At 47.7% G+C, this 17,684-nt stretch carries 10 protein-coding genes; 4 read left to right on the top strand and 6 right to left on the bottom strand.

Annotated features, from left to right (window positions below; genetic code table 11):
* The first annotated feature begins 28 nt into the window (after positions 1 to 28).
* Both AC5JBY_RS07945 and fumC read left to right on the top strand, forming a co-directional pair.
* Positions 29 to 1,042, top strand: coding sequence for a LacI family DNA-binding transcriptional regulator (locus tag AC5JBY_RS07945; protein ID WP_495904034.1), 1,014 nt, complete (start codon positions 29 to 31; stop codon positions 1,040 to 1,042).
* A gap of 39 nt (positions 1,043 to 1,081) precedes the next feature.
* The gene (fumC, locus tag AC5JBY_RS07940; protein ID WP_495904033.1) at positions 1,082 to 2,479 is read left to right on the top strand and encodes a class II fumarate hydratase; all 1,398 of its coding nucleotides are present in this window, start codon (positions 1,082 to 1,084) and stop codon (positions 2,477 to 2,479) included.
* A gap of 88 nt (positions 2,480 to 2,567) precedes the next feature.
* On the opposite strand, the gene AC5JBY_RS07935 is transcribed toward fumC, so the two are convergent.
* Together AC5JBY_RS07935 and AC5JBY_RS07930 are read right to left on the bottom strand one after the other, a co-directional pair.
* Positions 2,568 to 4,991 (bottom strand): TonB-dependent siderophore receptor, encoded by a 2,424-nt coding sequence (locus AC5JBY_RS07935; protein ID WP_495904032.1) that lies wholly within the window; start codon positions 4,989 to 4,991, stop codon positions 2,568 to 2,570.
* A gap of 242 nt (positions 4,992 to 5,233) precedes the next feature.
* Entirely contained in the window at positions 5,234 to 6,991 is a 1,758-nt protein-coding gene (locus AC5JBY_RS07930; protein ID WP_495904031.1) for a PQQ-dependent sugar dehydrogenase, read from the bottom strand.
* Between the two features lie 183 nt (positions 6,992 to 7,174).
* Between AC5JBY_RS07930 and AC5JBY_RS07925 the strand changes: the two genes are divergently transcribed.
* Positions 7,175 to 9,466 carry a T9SS type A sorting domain-containing protein gene (locus tag AC5JBY_RS07925; RefSeq protein ID WP_495904030.1) on the top strand — a complete coding sequence of 764 codons (2,292 nt, stop codon included), beginning with the start codon at positions 7,175 to 7,177 and terminating at the stop codon, positions 9,464 to 9,466.
* Between the two features lie 24 nt (positions 9,467 to 9,490).
* On the top strand, positions 9,491 to 11,797 hold the full coding sequence (locus AC5JBY_RS07920; RefSeq protein ID WP_495904029.1) for a T9SS type A sorting domain-containing protein: 2,307 nt from the start codon (positions 9,491 to 9,493) through the stop codon (positions 11,795 to 11,797).
* Between the two features lie 96 nt (positions 11,798 to 11,893).
* Here the strand turns inward: AC5JBY_RS07920 and AC5JBY_RS07915 are convergent, their stop codons facing one another.
* From AC5JBY_RS07915 to AC5JBY_RS07900, 4 genes are all read right to left on the bottom strand, one after another.
* Complete coding sequence (locus AC5JBY_RS07915; RefSeq protein WP_495904028.1) at positions 11,894 to 13,402, bottom strand: hypothetical protein; 1,509 nt, start codon at positions 13,400 to 13,402, stop codon at positions 11,894 to 11,896.
* A 56-nt stretch (positions 13,403 to 13,458) separates the two neighbouring features.
* Positions 13,459 to 14,136, bottom strand: a complete 678-nt coding sequence (locus AC5JBY_RS07910; RefSeq protein WP_495904027.1) for a lipoprotein signal peptidase — start codon at positions 14,134 to 14,136, stop codon at positions 13,459 to 13,461.
* 70 nt (positions 14,137 to 14,206) lie between these two features.
* Complete coding sequence (locus AC5JBY_RS07905) at positions 14,207 to 16,705, bottom strand: bifunctional UDP-N-acetylmuramoyl-tripeptide:D-alanyl-D-alanine ligase/alanine racemase (RefSeq protein ID WP_495904026.1); 2,499 nt, start codon at positions 16,703 to 16,705, stop codon at positions 14,207 to 14,209.
* 9 nt (positions 16,706 to 16,714) lie between these two features.
* Positions 16,715 to 17,674: a TerC/Alx family metal homeostasis membrane protein gene (locus tag AC5JBY_RS07900; protein WP_495904025.1), complete on the bottom strand. Its 960-nt coding sequence runs from the start codon at positions 17,672 to 17,674 to the stop codon at positions 16,715 to 16,717.
* Positions 17,675 to 17,684: the final 10 nt, after the last annotated feature.

The raw sequence follows: 17,684 nt of genomic DNA, 5'->3' as shown, positions 1-17,684 counted from the left end.
AATATATTACCTGTTTATATTCGTTCATATGGAGAAAAAACTTCCTACCATCAAAGAAATAGCGCAGCGGCTCAATATTTCCATTTCTACCGTATCCCGGGCACTCCATGACCATCCCAGCATTGGTCTCCGTACCAGGATGGCGGTGAAAAAAATGGCTGCAGAGTTGAACTATGAGCCCAACCAAACCGCTATCTTCTTTAAACAGCGCAAAACCTTCACCATTGGGGTGATATTGCCCAACCTGCGCGAAGAGTTTTTCTCCTCTGCCATCAACGGTATCGAATCGGTTGCCCTGCCCAACAATTACATTGTGCTCATCGGACAATCGCACGACGATATAGAAAATGAAAAGCGGATACTGGAAACGATGAAAAAACACCGGGTGGATGGCATACTTGCTTCCATTTCGAAGAACACTACACAGATAGACCATTTTGAACAGATGAAGAGTTACGATATTCCGGTTGTCTTCTTCGATCGCGTGCCCGATGTACCCGATGTTCACTCCGTTAGCTGCAACCTGTATCACAGTTCGGTGGAAGCTGTCGAATTTCTCATTGCCAAAGGCCATAAGACGATTGGTTATATGCAAGGACCTCCTACTCTTGGTATTAAAAATGAACGGCTGGCCGGTTACTATGAGGCGCTTAAAAAGCATAAAATACCTATAGACGAATCGCTCATCGTAAGCACCGACCTATCTACTGAAAGCACAGAGAAAGCACTGGAAGAACTGCTCAGCAGGAAGAAAAGGCCTACGGCCGTACTGGTGTTTCACGACTACGTGGCGCTGGATGCCATACATTATGCCCGGCAAAAGAAGCTGCGCATCGACAAAGACATCAGCTTTGTAAGCTATGCCAATGTATCTGTTACGCGCTATCTCGACAACCCACCTATCGCCTCCGTAGAACAGTTTCCGTACGACCAGGGCGCCCGGGCTACGGAATTGCTTTTCAAGCTATTGGACAGCAAAACCAACCGGCAGGATATACCCTGGGAAAACGTGGTATTAAAAAGCGAATTAATCGTGCACTAAAGCGTAATCCGCCTACCTTTGCCCACAAATTTTTTTGTTATGGATTACCGTATTGAAAAAGATACCATGGGCGAAGTGCAGGTGCCTGCCGATGCCTTATATGGCGCTCAGACCCAGCGCAGCATCGAGAACTTCAAGATTGCTCAGGACATCAACAGAATGCCCAAAGAGATCATCCGTGCCTTTGCTTACCTTAAAAAAGCGGCTGCCATCACCAACTTCGAAGCAGGCGTGCTCCCCAAAGAGAAATCCGACCTCATTGGCCAGGTATGCGACGAAATACTGGCCGGCAAACTGGATGCTTACTTCCCCCTCGTAGTATGGCAAACCGGTTCCGGTACTCAATCCAACATGAACGTAAATGAAGTGGTTGCCTATCGCGGACACGTGGTAAAAGGCGGCCAGCTCACCGATAAAGAAAAGTTCCTCCATCCCAACGATGACGTAAACAAATCACAGTCATCCAACGATACCTTCCCCACCGCTATGCACATCGCGGCTTATAAGATGCTGATCGAGGTAACCATCCCCGGCATTGAAAAGCTGCGCGATACCCTGGTTGCCAAGAGCAAGGAATACATGAAAGTGGTGAAGATTGGTCGTACGCACTTTATGGACGCTACTCCATTAACAGTAGGACAGGAGTTCAGCGGCTATGTATCTCAACTGAACCACGGATTAAAAGCTATCAAGAATACACTCGCCCACCTGAGCGAACTGGCATTGGGTGGCACTGCAGTAGGAACTGGTATCAACACACCTCCCGACTATGCAGCGAATGTAGCTAAGCATATTGCGGCCCTCACAGGCCTGCCTTTCGTAACGGCTGAGAACAAATTCGAAGCGCTGGCAGCACATGACGCTATCGTGGAAGCACATGGCGCCCTGAAAACAGTAGCTGTTAGCCTGATGAAGATCGCCAACGATATCCGTATGCTCAGCTCCGGCCCCCGCAGCGGCATCGGCGAGCTGTTCATTCCCGATAACGAGCCCGGCTCTTCTATCATGCCTGGTAAAGTGAACCCCACACAATGTGAAGCGCTCACCATGATCGCCGCACAGGTACTGGGCAACGATGTGACCATCAACATTGGCGGTGCTACCGGCCACTTTGAACTGAACGTATTCAAGCCGGTAATGATCTACAACTTCCTGCACAGCGCCCGCCTCATCGGTGATGGCTGTGTTAGCTTCAACGACAAGTGTGCCGAAGGCATCAAGCCCATTGAAGAGAATATCAAGAAGCACGTAGACAATTCACTGATGCTGGTAACCTCCCTCAACACAAAGATTGGTTATTACAAAGCAGCAGAGATTGCCCAGAAAGCGCACAAAGAAGGAACTACCCTCAAGGAAATGGCCGTGAAGTTGGGTTATGTGACACCCGAGCAGTTTGATGAATGGGTGATACCAGCCGACATGGTAGGGAAAATCTAATACACGAATTGTAGCGAATTACACGAAATAAACAGGGTGTGCCGAAACCGGCACACCCTTCTTTTTTACACAGATAACCAGAGAAAGATTACAGCTTCACAGCCACACCAGCCAGCACAGCAGCAGGCGTTTGCGGGCTGATCACACCCTGACCCACGAAATATTGTTCATCAGTAATGTTGTCGAACTTGATACTGAGACGGAACCTTCTTGTTTCGTAAAACACCGTTGCATTCAACAGCGTGTAAGAAGGGAAAGTGAACACGCCGGTAGCAACAGAGTTAGCAGTCAAATGCTCTCCAATATAATTACCACCCACGCCAACACCAAACCCTTTCAATTTGCCACTTAGGAGTGAATAGCTCATCCACAGGTTGGCCAGGTCAGCAGGACCAGCAGCAGCGGGCCTTCTGCCTTCTAAAGCCGTTGTTGATTTAGTGAGCTTACTATCATTATGTGCATAACCAGCGTTGATGTTCAAGCCACTCACCGGATTGGCATTCAGTTCAAACTCGATACCCTTGCTGGTTTGCGTACCATTCTGCACGGTAATATTGTAATCCACGCCGTTCGACTTGTATACTTCAGGACGTGTAACGTTATCCACTTTAATATCATAATAGCTGGCTGTAAAGTTCAACGCGTTGTTAAACAGCTCCAGTTTCACGCCACCTTCAAACTGGTTGGCCTGTTGCGGTTTGAACGTGCCGGAAATCTCAGGCAGTGGCTGCGTAACAGGCGCTACGTTGGCAAAGCCATTCATATAGTTGGCAAACAACGATACCTGGTTCTTCACCACCTGATACACCAACCCAAACTTGGGAGAGAAGGCTGTTTGTGCATACTTGCTGTTCGCCACCAGCGCATTGGTAGCATGGTTGATGGTACCCTTGCTATCGAACCGGTCTACACGCAAACTGAGCATCGCTATCAACTGATCCGTAATATTGATCACATCCGACGCATAGGCGCTGTATATATAGGTAGACCCATGATTCCTCGTCGGTGCAGCCGTGCTGGCAGCGATCTTTTGATCTACACCATACTTAGAGATCTTTACATAGTTGTTATCATTGTTCAGCGTGCCATTCACGAAATCATAAACGATGTAAGGAGAGTTATCATTGTTCACCTTCAGGCGAACGTAATCGATACCCACCAACAGCCTGTTGCGGAAACCGGCGATCTTGAAATCGCCCACGAAGTTCTGCTGAATATTCAGCGTGGTGTTGATGGTATTTTGCAGGGAGATATTACGCTCCAGTGAGTCATCAGTAGCCTTGCGGATGAACTGGTACTGATAATAACCATCCGTGCGGCGGGTATTGCTGGAGATGATCGTTTGAGAAGTCCATTCGTCAGACAATTTATAGGAGCCTACCGCACGCACATTCACCGTAGGCGTTTTGATCGTGAGGTCGTTGCTGGTATAAGAACGCTTCCAATCGAAATGCAATTCTTCAGGTGTATGCGCAATGAATTGACGCGTGCGGTTGAGGAATACTACCGAAGGGCTGGTAGCTTCTGCGCTATAGAAATCTGCATTCAGGTTGATGCGCAATTTTTCAGAGGCACGCAGCTCCAGTGAAGGCGCCAGGAAGAATGTTTTCCTGAAACCGGCATCCTGCCAGCTAAGCTGGTGATGGTAAGCGGCATTCAAGCGGAACAACACTGTTTTTTCTTCGTTCAGAGAGCCATACACATCTGCATTCACGCGGTTGAGGTTAAAACTGCCGGTAGTATAAGAAACTTCACCACCCAACGTATCCAATGGCTTCTTGGTAATAATATTTACGAGACCGCCAAAAGAAGTAAGTGCACCACCAAACAATGTAGCTGAAGGCCCTTTAACCACTTCGATGCGCTCAACAGACGCAGGATCGTAATCGCCATTGGTTTGCGAAGGAACACCGTCTACCATCGTAGCTTCGGTACGGAAGCCACGGAGTGAATAAAAAGAAGCACCATCGGAGTTGATGCCCCGGCTACCCTGTATCTTATATAAGCCCGGCGTATTCCTGAGCGCATTGCCAAAATCAATCACCATCTGCTCACGCAGCAAGTTCTTAGGGATGGAAGTATACACCTGTGCATTCTCCAGGCGTGCAAGCGGCATTTTGGCCACTGATTGACTTTCTTTGGAGTAAAACTTATTCTTCCTGCCCGCAACAACGATCTCTTCGAGGAAGGCGTGGTTTTCCGTAAGCCTGAAATCATAGGAGGCTGACTCACCAGGCTGTATAGTAATATTTTTTTCTACCGGTTTCAGTTCAACGGAAGAAGCCCTGAGTACATAGCTGCCCGGTTGGATGCCGGTAAGCTTGTATTCACCGAGGCTATTGGTAGTAGTAGCGTGTTTTTTACCCACCAATACCACCGACACACCCTCTGCAGGCTGGCCATCAGAAGAAAAAACTTTCCCCTGCAGCGTGCCGCCACTTTGAGCAAACGATGAGAAACCAGAAAATATGCACACAAAGAATAAAACAGTAAAGAGAAACTTGAATTTCATGTTGGTCATTTATAAATAACTTAAGATCGAGGTGACTGAAGTAAACAGGAAGTGCTATACACTTCGATAAGGAGAAGGAATTTTTTCGGCTGCAAAGGACGGCAGTATAAAGAGGGGCCACTTACGCAATTGGGAAAAACAGCTTACGATATAGGTAACAATTAAAAAAGCACGGATACAAAATCCGTGCTTTCTGCATTATTCACAATTTGTGTAATTCGTTATAATTCGTGCTATTCGTTTTATTGTAAAATAATCTTATCCATCCTGATCTCTGCACCCATTCCATTATACAATTTCAGGATATAAACACCTCTTTTAAATCGATCGACCGGGATATTGAAATTGTTACGGCCTGTTTGCTCATCCAGCACCAGCTTGCCGGTAATATCTACCAATCTGTAGCGGATAGGACGTTGCACGGCAGGTTCTGTTTCTACCTGGATATAACTGGTGGCAGGGTTAGGGAATACACTGGTTACATATCTCGGTACATTACCTCCACCGGGTTGTTCATGGATTGGCAGAATGAGTCCCTGGTACTGAAACACAAGGATAGCGCCTTTGTTGGTCATATTCGTTTGGCTGCCCCCGCTGGGACCTGAAGTAGAGCCAATACTATCAGTGATGATATATATTTTCCCGTCTGGGCTTATGGCAATATCACGGTACCGGTTTACAGACTTGAAATATTGGATAGAATCTCCAATGATCATATCCTTTGTAGCGTTGAGCCGGTATCGGAAAAGGGTGCCCGTACGCAATGTAGGCACCAGCAATGAAGGGTACCAATTGGGAATACCCCGGCCACTGTTGAGGTGATAAAATTCAATACTGGAAGGAGCGATGGTGGGGAACTTAAGCCACCCGCCATTGGCAATCTCACACACGGTGGTAGTCAGCGACCCACAGTCCGTGTAGGCTCTTACCAATGGCTTCCTGAAATTACTTTTTACACTGGCTGGCGCACTTTTTTCCTGCATTACATCAGCGCCTGCAGGAATAAAAAAAGGACTTTCTACGAAATTCTGGTTGCAGTCATTCGCGGTTGACCAGTTTATGTATTGAAAGTTCACTTCATCCGTATCACCTGCTATATAGGGCCATCCATAATTACGGCCGCTTTCAATGACATTTACCTCGTCATCGGTATTGGGGCCATGCTCTGAACTAAACAACTTGCCACCTGCCATAAGTGTAGGGAAAGAAGCTCCATTCGAAGGATTCTTTTCCCACACCAACCCTTGCGGATTCCGGTGGCCAACAGTATAAACATGGCTGCGCACCCCATTCCACAAAGGATTATCTGTAGGAATTGAGCCATCAAAATTGAGGCGCAATATTTTACCGGAATAATTGACATAGTTCGCGCCATTAACTTCCCCCAGCGAAGGCAGCATTTGTGAGCGGATCTCCTGGCAACGGTTGCCAAACTGATTGCGCCCGAGGTCGCCACAGGAATAATATAACTTGTTATCTGCACCAACGATAAGGCGGCCGGTACTATGATCGCCCCCGGCCGGAATCCCCTGGATCAGGGTAATGGGGTTGGTCAGTGAAGGTGTAGCGCCTCCATTGAACTTATATTTCACAATTCTTATATTACTGCCATTGTAGCTATAAGCAACGAAAATCGTGTCTTGTCCGCTCCCAAATCCAGGGTGCAGGGCAAGGCCCAACATGCCATTTTGGCCAATCCCGGTAGCGGCAAAAGGTGCCGAACCGTTCCTGGTGATATTAAGCGTCACCTGACCCCGAATGTCGAGAATGATCTGTCTCGCACCTGTGCCTGTATCTACCCGCACGATGCGGCCTATCTTTTCTGTAATATATAAGAAGTTGTCGGGGCCGTATACAATGTCGAAAGGATGCGCCAGGCGATAGCCTCCGGCAGTTGGTTTTTCATTCAAAACAGTCTTTGTAAACGGCTCATTTTGAGCATAGGAGTGAAAAGAAAATAATATAAGAAAGAACAGCAGTAGTAGGATAACGTTTTTCATATTCAATAGGATTAGGATATAACGGTCTATTGATCTTGGCATTACGAAAATGTAAAATTTTTAGCCATAAAACAATAGCTGAAACCCGCTCTGGGCTTAGTATATATACGATTGTAGCACTGGCATATCTATTATATATTTACGTTTAACCATGGTACCTTTTTGGTACTCAATCCAAACCTCATGAAAACATATTTACCAGTAAAACCATTACTGCTCTGCGTATGTTCATTAGTGATACTTTGTAAGGCGCATGCCCAAACAGCCCGTGTTCAAACCGGTAAGAGTTATGTCAACATTACCAAAGGGCTGAACGGAGGCACTATTGAACCAGGAGATACTTTAGAAATCCGCGCTACCATCGCTGTCGGAAACTGGGACAACAGGAGCGTGACCAATGCACATTACGTGGATACCATACCCGCCAATACCACCTATATCCCGGGCAGCCTGAAAATGCTGACCAACGAGGGCTTGCCCTTTAAGTCATACAGTGACAATGCGGGTGATGATCCAGCTTATTACAACCCTGCAGGTTACCTGCGCATCAACCTCGGCAGTACCAACAATGCCGGTGCCTACCTCGGTGGCGCCTGCAACAATACAACACCCTGGTCTACGCCAACCGGAGGATTGCTCCATGCAGCTGGCCGCCCTTCATTTTATGGAGGCGTTGTCATTATATCGGCATCCTACCGCATTCGTGTAAATCCGGCGATGGCCTATGGCAGCTTCATCAATATGTATGGTGGAGCATTCTATTTTCGCAACAACGGCACCAACATCACCAATCCTTGTAACGCCTATCGCATCGCACTGAAAGAAAATACAGGGCTTTGCGCCAATTCAGTAGGCGCCAATGCCGTGATCGATAATGGCGGTACGTTTGGTGCCAGCAATACACAAAACCGTTCCAACTCGGCCATTGTGCCGGGCTTCACCTTTGTGAACGTTGCCGGTGGAGAGCCCCAGGATGGTAACTACTCCATCGTCAACAACATGAGCCCTTCCGGTAATACCAATCCCAATTCAGCGATACCCAATACAAACAACCGGGTACACGCCCGTTGGGATATCATGGGCGATCATACCGGCGCTGCCAATCCGCTGGCGGGTAATGCACCAACAGCACCAGGTGCTAATGGAGGATATTTTGTAGCGGTGAATGCGGCCTATGCCAATAGTAATGCCATTCAACAAACCATTGGAGGTTTGTGTCCCAATACTTATTACGAGTTTTCTGCCTGGTTTAAGAACATTTGCCGCTATTGCGCTTGTGATTCTACCGGCGATAACCCGTATGGCCAGTCAGGGTCTACTTTCTTCCCGAATCCTAACTTTAATGGTCCGGATTCCTCTGGTGTGAACCCCAACCTCACCTTTACGATCGATGGAGTTGACTACTATACCAGTGGCAACCTTAAATATACCGGTCAATGGGTGAAGAAAGGATTTGTGTACCTCACTGGTCCTTCACAAACATCTTTCACCATCACCATCCGCAACAATGCTGCCGGTGGTGGCGGCAACGACTGGGCCATCGATGACGTAACACTTGCCACCTGTGCGCCCAATCTCGACCTGCGACCTTCACCATCTTTACAGGCGTGTGTAGGACAGTCGATCGATATGTATGCCGATATTCGTTGCTACTTCCCCAACTACATCCACTGGCGCTGGGAAAGAAGCACTGATGGCGGCACTACCTGGACCAATACCGGCGTAAGCGGAACAGGCAGTCCCGTACTGGACGGAGGAGAATATGAATACCGCGCAAACTATCCTACTTTCCCTGCTACAGCTGGGCTTAACAATACCAGGTATCGCATACGGATTGCCTCTACGGCTGCCAACCTCAACAACAACAGTTGTGCATTTTCAGCCACCACATTGATTACTGTCAATACACTGAACTGTACCATACTGCTGCAAACAGAAATACAATCATTCACGGGCCGTATTGTAGACGATCTCGCACAGCTGCAGTGGGCAACGATCAACGAAGAGGCAGGCACCAGCTATGAAATAGAAAGCAGTACAGACAGGATATACTTTACGAAGATCGGCACTGTCAATAGCACGGCTACAGGCGCCAACACTTATCAGTTTACTGATCCACGACCATTGAGCACCGGACGTTTTTACCGTATCCGGCTTACCGATGGAAAAACAGGTAAATACAGCAGGATCATACAACTGGTGGGTGAAGTGCAGGACTTTGCGATCAAGTCGGTAGTCAATCCTTTCCGCGACAAGATCAATATCGAACTGATGTCTCCAGCCAATACCTCCATCACCATAACCCTGATGGATACGTATGGCAGACAGATCAAAAAAGCAACGACAACAGTATATAAAGGCTATAATACATTGACGATGGACAACCTGGAGAATCTATTGCCCGGCACTTATATTATACAAATAAAGAAACCAGATAAAATAATTACGACAAGGCTAATAAAGCCAACCCTATAAAAACCCCTATAACCCGTATATCGTATGAACCTAAACCAAAGCTCTTTACAGCCCAGGGTAATCCTTATCCTGTTGATCCTGCTGAGCCAAACAACTGTGCTTGAAGCACAGCTACAGTTTGGTAACAGCTATGTCAACGTTTCGAAGAAAAAAGCCGGCGGCACCGTGCAGCCAGGCGACACCCTGGAGATCCGCACCAACTATTATTTCCCTACGGGACTTAATAGTAATAATATTTATGCCCTGCGGTATCTCGATAATGTACCGACGAATACAGTTTACGTGGCCGATTCCATGAAGCTGATCACCAATGAAGGTTTGTTGTATAAAAGATGGACCGACGCATCAGGCGATGACCCCGGTACTTACCTGGCTTCGCCTCCGACAGGTCAATACAACATCCGTATCAATGTAGGCAACAACGCAACTGCGCCTGCCAACAATGGTACCACCAACATTACGGGAGCGAGCACCTGGATCACCGGTCCGGCCAACTCGACCACTAAACCACGTATTGGTGGAGGCTCACTGCTTACCACCTCCTTCCTGGTTCGTGTGACCGGCAATGTAGGTGATACCATCACACTCGGTGCCGGACGGCTGATGTATAGAAATTCAAGCGGTGGTTCAGATGTAACGGTCGCCACTACGCAGTACAAGATCCTGATCTCGAACAACGACCCGATCTGCGCCGATGCCGTAGGCCGGAACTTCGTAGCCGAAGCAGGTGGTACTTTCGATAGCGGCACCGTACAAAACCGCAGCTATGGCCCTGCTTACTTCATCTCTGGCTACCAATATAAACCACTGGCTTATCCCGGCGCCGATCAAACCGGCGACGGTACTTATACTATTGTGAACAACCTGAGCCCTTCCGGCAGTACGTATCAGAATGCGCTGAAGCAACCCAATTGCGGCACAGCAGTTTCACCACCCCTTCCGATCGGCGCCTGCGAAAACAGGATGTTCCGTGGTCACTGGGATATCATAGGTGACCACACCGGAAGTACCACACCAGCTGGTAACCCACCGGCAGCACCCGGCACACGTGGCGGATACATGCTGGTGGTGAATGCGGCCTACTATACCAGTGAGGCCTACCGTCAGTTTATATCAGGTCTATGTCCTAACACCTCGTATGAGTTCTCCTTGTGGGTACGCAACGTGTGTACCAATTGCGGCGTCGATTCAAACCGCACACAAACCTGGGCACCCGGCGTAAGGCCCAACCTTACCTTTGCGGTCAATGGACTCGACAGGTATTCATCCGGAGAGATAGACACCGTAGGATGGATCAAAAAAGGATTTACATTTAAAACGGCCTCCAATCAAACAAGTATCCTCATCTCCATCCGTAACAACGCATCAGGCGGCGGTGGTAATGACTGGGCCATCGATGATATCGCACTGGTTACCTGTAACCCTAACCTTACCATGAATCCGGGCCCTACATCATCAGCCTGTATAGGACAACAGGTAAACGTATCGGCTATCGTTCGTTCCTACTTCAACAACTATGTCAACTACGAATGGGAACGCAGTAACGATGGCGGCAACACCTGGAATACTACAGGCGTAACAGGCACAGGAACTCCAGTACTCACCAATGGATTGTACCAATATGAAGCGCCTTTTCCATCTTTCCTCGGTGATAGCGCCAGCCATGGAAGACGATACCGCATAAAAGTAGCGTCCTCTACCACCAACCTTACCGACGTCAATTGCTCGTTCAATGCCAATACCACGGTGGTCGTGTTGATCAACAACTGTCAATGGATATTAAGCACCAAGCTGCTTACCTTTACAGGGCAGTTGCAGAATAACTATACGACCTTACGATGGACCACTGAAAATGAGGATGCCAGTACCACCTTCGAGATCGAGCGCAGTAACGATGGTACACATTTTACTAAAATAGGTACCCTCAATAGCAGAGCAGCGGGCTCGGGCGCAGCCTATAGCTTCAACGACCCCACTGCTGTGACAGGAACTGCCTACTACCGGCTTAAAACGTACGAGAATGGCAATTACAGCTACAGCCGGATAGTGATGGTGAGCAACAAACTGGAGTTCAACATCCATTCACTGGCCAATCCATTCACCAGTCAAATAGAGTTCAACGTAGTGAGCCCAGAGAAAGGAATTGCTTACATTACCATCACCGATTCTTATGGCAGGATCGTAAAACAAAGCAGGGAGAATATGACTACCGGACTGAATAACGTGAAGCTGAGCGGAATGGAGATATTAAGTCAGGGAGCTTATACCCTGCGCGTACAAATGAAAGATAAGATCATCAATAAGCAGGTAATAAAAATGAAGAGACAGTAATAATCGTAAAGACCATACATTAGAAAGTCCGGAAGAAAACGCTTACTAAGCACATTCTTCCGGACTTTTTCGTCTTACAGACTTTCGGACGTTATTTTAAAAGCATCTATAAGAAAGTACATGTTTGATATCTGCACCATACACTGAACCATCGCCGGTGATCTCAAAACTCTTCACATATCCGTTGGTATCGTACACATAATTCTTGAAATCTGATACGTAGGGCGCACCATCCGGGCTACCATTGGCAAGGAAATCCTGCCAGGTCGACTTGGTAGGAACATTGGTCGAGTTCAACCCAAAATTGACGGCGTTTTGGAATATCGTCAACTCGGTATTGCTATGGAAGGCAAGAAATCCTTTGGCTGATTTGGTAGCATCATACTGGTAATCGATCACTGTTTTTTCGCCGGAGGCAAAAGCCATGGTCACCTTGGTAAGGTTGTTGGCAGTCCATGTATACGTATACACCAACACAGGATTGTTCGGAGCGATGGCCAACGACAGGAAGGCCTCTTTCATGTAGCCGGTTGGATAATAGGTATAGGAAATGATGACTTCAAAGCTTGTATTGTCTGATGGGTCCACATAACCGTGAAACTCCTGTATCCTGCCATTGGCATCCAGCACGAAATACTGGTTGGTGCCTACATTCACCCTTGAAGTAACACGATTGATGTTAAACTCATTATCGATCGTGCCGCCGGTTTGGGACGAGCTGTCGATCAATTGCGTCTTGATTACCTGGTTCTGTGCATTGAACGTACTGGTGATGGCGCTGATCTTTGCACCACCCAGCTCATAGCTGGCCAGGTTGCTGAGTATGCAGGTAGAAGGCGGAGGAGTTCCATTCAGCACCACTTCCCGTGCAGTGCAACTGCCATCAGTTATTGTGACACTACCGGAAACAGTATCGGTAGCGCCTTCACAAACCGCCTTCCAGGTATAGTTACCGGGCGCCAGCGTAAACAGCGCGGTACCGGCAGTGCCGCAGGAAGGAGCAGCTGTCTGGAAGCTGGTAATGGTATCCTTTTGGCCATTTACAAAAGTCAGCAGGTTATTCCCACATCCCTGTTTTGCCCATAGCATCAGCTGGCCGGTGCCGGGCGGAGGAGGAGGTGTGGTAACAAACTTTCCGGTGAACTTACCGGAAATGGTCTTCACATTACCCGCAGCGTCCACCACTTCACCACTGAAAGTGCCGGTTACCCCTTCACCATCGATCTTGCTGATGGTTACAGAAAACTTATTGATGGCCAGCGGGTCATTGCTGTAGATAGCGCTGCCGCCGGAGATGTACTCGAAATAAACCGCGGGCGTAGCGTAAGTGCCTGCAGTGATCGTGGTGCCGTAGACCTCAAGGTAAAAGTCATCCTGGAAGTTGGTAGAGGTTCCTTCCAGCACAAGGGCCGAAACACCACCAATGGTGCTGTAGTAGGCCGTATCCATCGGCCCCTTGAATTCGGTACTGCCCTCTTTAAATTCCCAGGCAGCAGCTCCTAAGGGTACACCGCCGGTTTCCAGGCTTTTTTCTTTCTGGCACGAGGAGACAATTACCCCGGCCATCACAGCCAGCAGCAGTAAATAGTTTTGTATTCGTTTCATATCCACGGGTTTAATAAATAAAATAAAGCCCGCAGCTCAAAGCTCGCAGCTATATTCTATAATACTTGTACGGTATCATTCACCGGAGAGTTGGTTTCCACCGAGGTACGTGGTTCTTCGTGGGGATGTTTTTTAAAAAAGCGACGTTGAAACAAAAGTATGACAATCACACCCACCGAAATGGATGCATCGGCAATATTAAATATGGGAGAGAAGAAGGTGAACCTTTCACCGCCCCAGAAAGGGATCCAGGAAGGCAGCGTCTTATTTTCAATAAGCGGCACGTAGATCATGTCTACCACCTTACCATGTAAAAAGCTGGCATAGCCACCGCCCGGAGGAAACAGTACCGCCTTGGGCAGGTTATCGTCGCTGGGAGAAAAGATCATACCGTAGAACATACTGTCGATCAGGTTGCCCAAAGCACCGGCAAAGATCATAGCCACACAAACAATAAAACCACGGTGATATTTCTTCTTTACAATACTGCGGATATAGAATACCCCAAAGATCACAGCCACCAGTCTGAACAGGGTCAGCGCTATCTTGCCCCATTCGCCACCAAACTTCCAACCCCAGGCCATCCCTTCATTCTCGATGAAGAAAAGACGGAACCATCTACCGAGCAATGGGATCTGCTCACCATAATTCATCGAGGTCTTAACCCAGAACTTCAATATCTGGTCTATGGCTATAATACCTATTATAATTAAAGCGACGGTTCTGATCTTCACCGGACAAAAAATTTTAGTTTTCAAAGATAAGGCTTTCGTTGGGGAGTTCCGTAGGTAAAACCTGTTGTTTTTACTCCTCAAAATATACCCTTTTCACCCGTTGAGAAATACCTGTAAGCATCTCATAAGGAATAGTTTGAGCCCAATGAGCAACCTGGCTCACAGGCAGCTCGCGACCAAACAATACGACCTCATCACCCTCCTGCACATGCGGAATATCCGTAATATCGATCATCACCATATCCATACATACCGTCCCCATCACCGGCGCCAGCATTCCTTTCACCCACATCTTGCCCACCCCATTGCTCAGGTTGCGCGGATAGCCATCAGCATAACCAATGCGCACGGTGGCAATTGTACTATTCCGGCCTACTACCCCCCTGCGCCCGTAACTCACCGTTTCACCCTCTTTTAAATGCTTGATCTGTGCGATGGTGGCTACCAACGTAGATACCTCTTTCAGTTCCAGCTTATGCGAATTGGCGCTGTCGATGCCATACAAGCCAATACCCAGGCGCACCATGTCGAGTTGCAGATCCGGGTGCCGTGCAATGCCGGCCGTATTAGCAATATGACGCAGGAAAGGATACGTTACAATTTGCTGTAATTCGCCTACCATCGAATGAAAGATAGCTGCCTGCTCCTTCGTAAACGCATCATGTTGAGCATCCTCACTGGCAGCAAGATGACTGAATACACTTTTCACCGTAAACGTATCACCCTTCAATACATCCAACAACCCAGGCAGTTCAGCAGGAGCAAAACCTAAACGGTTCATGCCTGTCTCCAGCTCGATGTGTACCGGGAATTGCCGGATGCCTTCTTTTTTCAGAAAAGCCTCGAACGACAATAACAGTCCCGGAGAATACAGGTCAGGTTCCAGGTTATATTGTACCAGTATATCAAAGGTCGATTCATCGGCATTCATCACCATGATCGGTAAATTGATGCCTCCCCTGCGTAGCTCCACCCCTTCATCGGCATAAGCCACTGCCAGGTAATCTACCTTGTGAAACTGCAATGCATTGGCGATCTCATAACTACCGCTGCCATAAGAGAACGCTTTCACCATCGCCATCAGCCTGGTAGAAGGCTGCAACAGCTGTTGATATTGTTTCAGGTTATGTGCCAGCGCATTCAGGTCGATCTCCAGCACCGTTTGATGTACCTTCTGCTCGAGCAGACGGTCTATCTGTTCAAATTCAAACACACGCGCGCCTTTCAGCAATATCGCCTCATCCCGGAAATTGAGCTGATGAAACTCTAACTTGAACGCCTCTACCGAAGGATAAAAAAGCAATTCAGGAATAGAGGCCAGCCTGAAAATGCCCTGGTGCAGCACCATCTTATCCCCAATGCCGATCAACCGGCTTACACCGCGTTGCGATAAAGCCTGCGCCACCTCCTTATACAACTCCTTTTCATTCCTTCCGCTCTGCAGGATGTCCGACAGGATCACCGTCCTCCTTGCATGCTGCCTTTGTTGCGACAGAAAATCCAATGCTATATTAAACGAACTGAGGTCAGCGCTATAACTATCATTGATAATGGAACAATTGTTTACTCCCTTCTTCATTTCCAACCGCATGGCTACCGGCCCCAGCTGCAACATTCTTTCAGCAATCACTGCAGGTTGCAAGCCCAGGTGCAGTAACACGCACCAGCAGTGGATAGCATTCTCTACCGAAGCATCATCCGTAAAAGGGATCGTAATGGCGATCGTTTGTTCCTTGTACAAAGCAGTGATCAGCGTAGTGCCATTATCCTTGAAGATGGTGAGTACCTGCAACGTTGCTTCCGTTACCGTGCTCCAGTTGAATATCTCAAAACTACCTTTGCCGCCTTTATTGAATTGCTGCCACAAAGCCGCTACGCCTTCATTGATCTCAGGCGCATCCTTGCAATACACAAGCGCTTTTACATGGGTAAAAAGCCGCAGCTTTTCATTCACCTTTTGCCGTGAGTTCAGAAAGCCTTCACTATGTGCCTCACCGATATTGGTAAAGATGCCAATAGTAGGCAGGATGATCTTTTGCAGCTTATCCATTTCACCCGATTGGGAAATACCCGCTTCGAAAATGCCCAGCTCATGCGATTCATTCATGGGCCACACGCTTAGCGGCACACCGATCTGAGAGTTATAACTGCGTGGGCTGCGGATGATCGAATACCGGTCGTCGAGCAATTGATTCAACCATTCCTTTACGATCGTTTTACCATTACTGCCGGTAATGCCGATCACCGGAATGGAAAACAACTTGCGGTGATGCGTTGCCAGCAATTGCAAAGCCTGCAACACATCTTTTACTTCGATCACATTGGCTTCCGGGATATGCGCAACATCTACCGGATCGCTCACTATAAAATTCCGTACACCCTTTTCATACAAAGGCACGATAAAACTGTGTCCATCCCGGCGAGGTCCCTTAATAGCAAAAAACAAAGAAGAAGCAGGAAAGATCAGCTTCCGGCTATCGATCAGCAACTGCTCGATCGAAGCATTGGCAAACTGCTGCTGAAACTTCCCCTTTACAATAGAAACAATATCTTCAATATGATACTTCATGAATATTAATTAGTGAAGGTCCCTATCATGCCCTGCATCATGGGCATTCTTTTCCCTGTTGGCCACGGCCACCGAGTATACCATGGAGGCAGCGATGCTTACCGCGATCACCAACAACGAGGCCCATACCGGCACCTTTATATGGAAGTATTCTATCAGCATCTTAACACCGATAAAAATGAGCACAAAAGAAATACCCTGTTGCAGGTGACTGAATTTATCAACCGCCCCCTTCAATAAAAAGAAAAGCGAACGTAAACCGAGAATGGCAAAAATATTACTGGTATAGATCACCAGGATGTGCCTGGAGATACCCATCACGGCAGGAATAGAGTCCACCGCAAAAACAATATCGGTAGTAGCCAGCATGACTACCACTACAAACAACGATGTATATACCCGCTTACCATCTACCTTCACAATGTAGCGGCCACCAAAATCTTCCATGGTGATAGGCAGGAACTTTCTCAGCCATTTATACACTGGGCTGTCTGCCGGATTGTAATCCGCCTTATTATCATGCGTAAACATTTTATAGCCCGTCCAGATCAGGAAAGCCCCGAAAATATACAACACCCAATGGAACTGGTTTACCAGCTCAACACCTACTGTGATGAACAGTACCCTGAACACGATAGCCATCAGGATGCCGATCAGCAGCACCCGGGCATAGAAATCCTCCTTGACATAGAAAAAGTTGAACAGCAGGATGAACACGAAGATGTTGTCGATACTCAGGCTTTTTTCCATCAGGTAGGCACTCACATATTCGAGCGCCATATCCTTGCCCAGCTCAAACCAGATAAAAATGCCAAAACTGAGGCCAAGGGCCACCCAGAATACACTTACCCAAAAAGCTTTCTTGAGCGATACATGCGTAGAACGTTTACTGAAAAGGCCGAGGTCGATAATGATAGCCAATACCAGAACAATCCCAAAAACCAGGTAGGTAATTTGATCCCGTGTCATGCTGATTTAC

It is taken from the genome of Paraflavitalea sp. (genome assembly GCF_059502485.1).
This window is presented reverse-complemented; position numbering and strand designations above follow the sequence as displayed.

What these genes read in the sequence shown, in the direction of transcription:
- AC5JBY_RS07945 (WP_495904034.1), top strand. Translation starts at nt 29, where the DNA reads ATGGAGAAAAAACTTCCTACCATCAAAGAAATAGCGCAGCGGCTCAAT.
- fumC (WP_495904033.1), top strand. Translation starts at nt 1,082, where the DNA reads ATGGATTACCGTATTGAAAAAGATACCATGGGCGAAGTGCAGGTGCCT.
- AC5JBY_RS07935 (WP_495904032.1), bottom strand. Translation starts at nt 4,991, where the DNA reads ATGAAATTCAAGTTTCTCTTTACTGTTTTATTCTTTGTGTGCATATTT.
- AC5JBY_RS07930 (WP_495904031.1), bottom strand. Translation starts at nt 6,991, where the DNA reads ATGAAAAACGTTATCCTACTACTGCTGTTCTTTCTTATATTATTTTCT.
- AC5JBY_RS07925 (WP_495904030.1), top strand. Translation starts at nt 7,175, where the DNA reads ATGAAAACATATTTACCAGTAAAACCATTACTGCTCTGCGTATGTTCA.
- AC5JBY_RS07920 (WP_495904029.1), top strand. Translation starts at nt 9,491, where the DNA reads ATGAACCTAAACCAAAGCTCTTTACAGCCCAGGGTAATCCTTATCCTG.
- AC5JBY_RS07915 (WP_495904028.1), bottom strand. Translation starts at nt 13,402, where the DNA reads ATGAAACGAATACAAAACTATTTACTGCTGCTGGCTGTGATGGCCGGG.
- AC5JBY_RS07905 (WP_495904026.1), bottom strand. Translation starts at nt 16,705, where the DNA reads ATGAAGTATCATATTGAAGATATTGTTTCTATTGTAAAGGGGAAGTTT.
- AC5JBY_RS07900 (WP_495904025.1), bottom strand. Translation starts at nt 17,674, where the DNA reads ATGACACGGGATCAAATTACCTACCTGGTTTTTGGGATTGTTCTGGTA.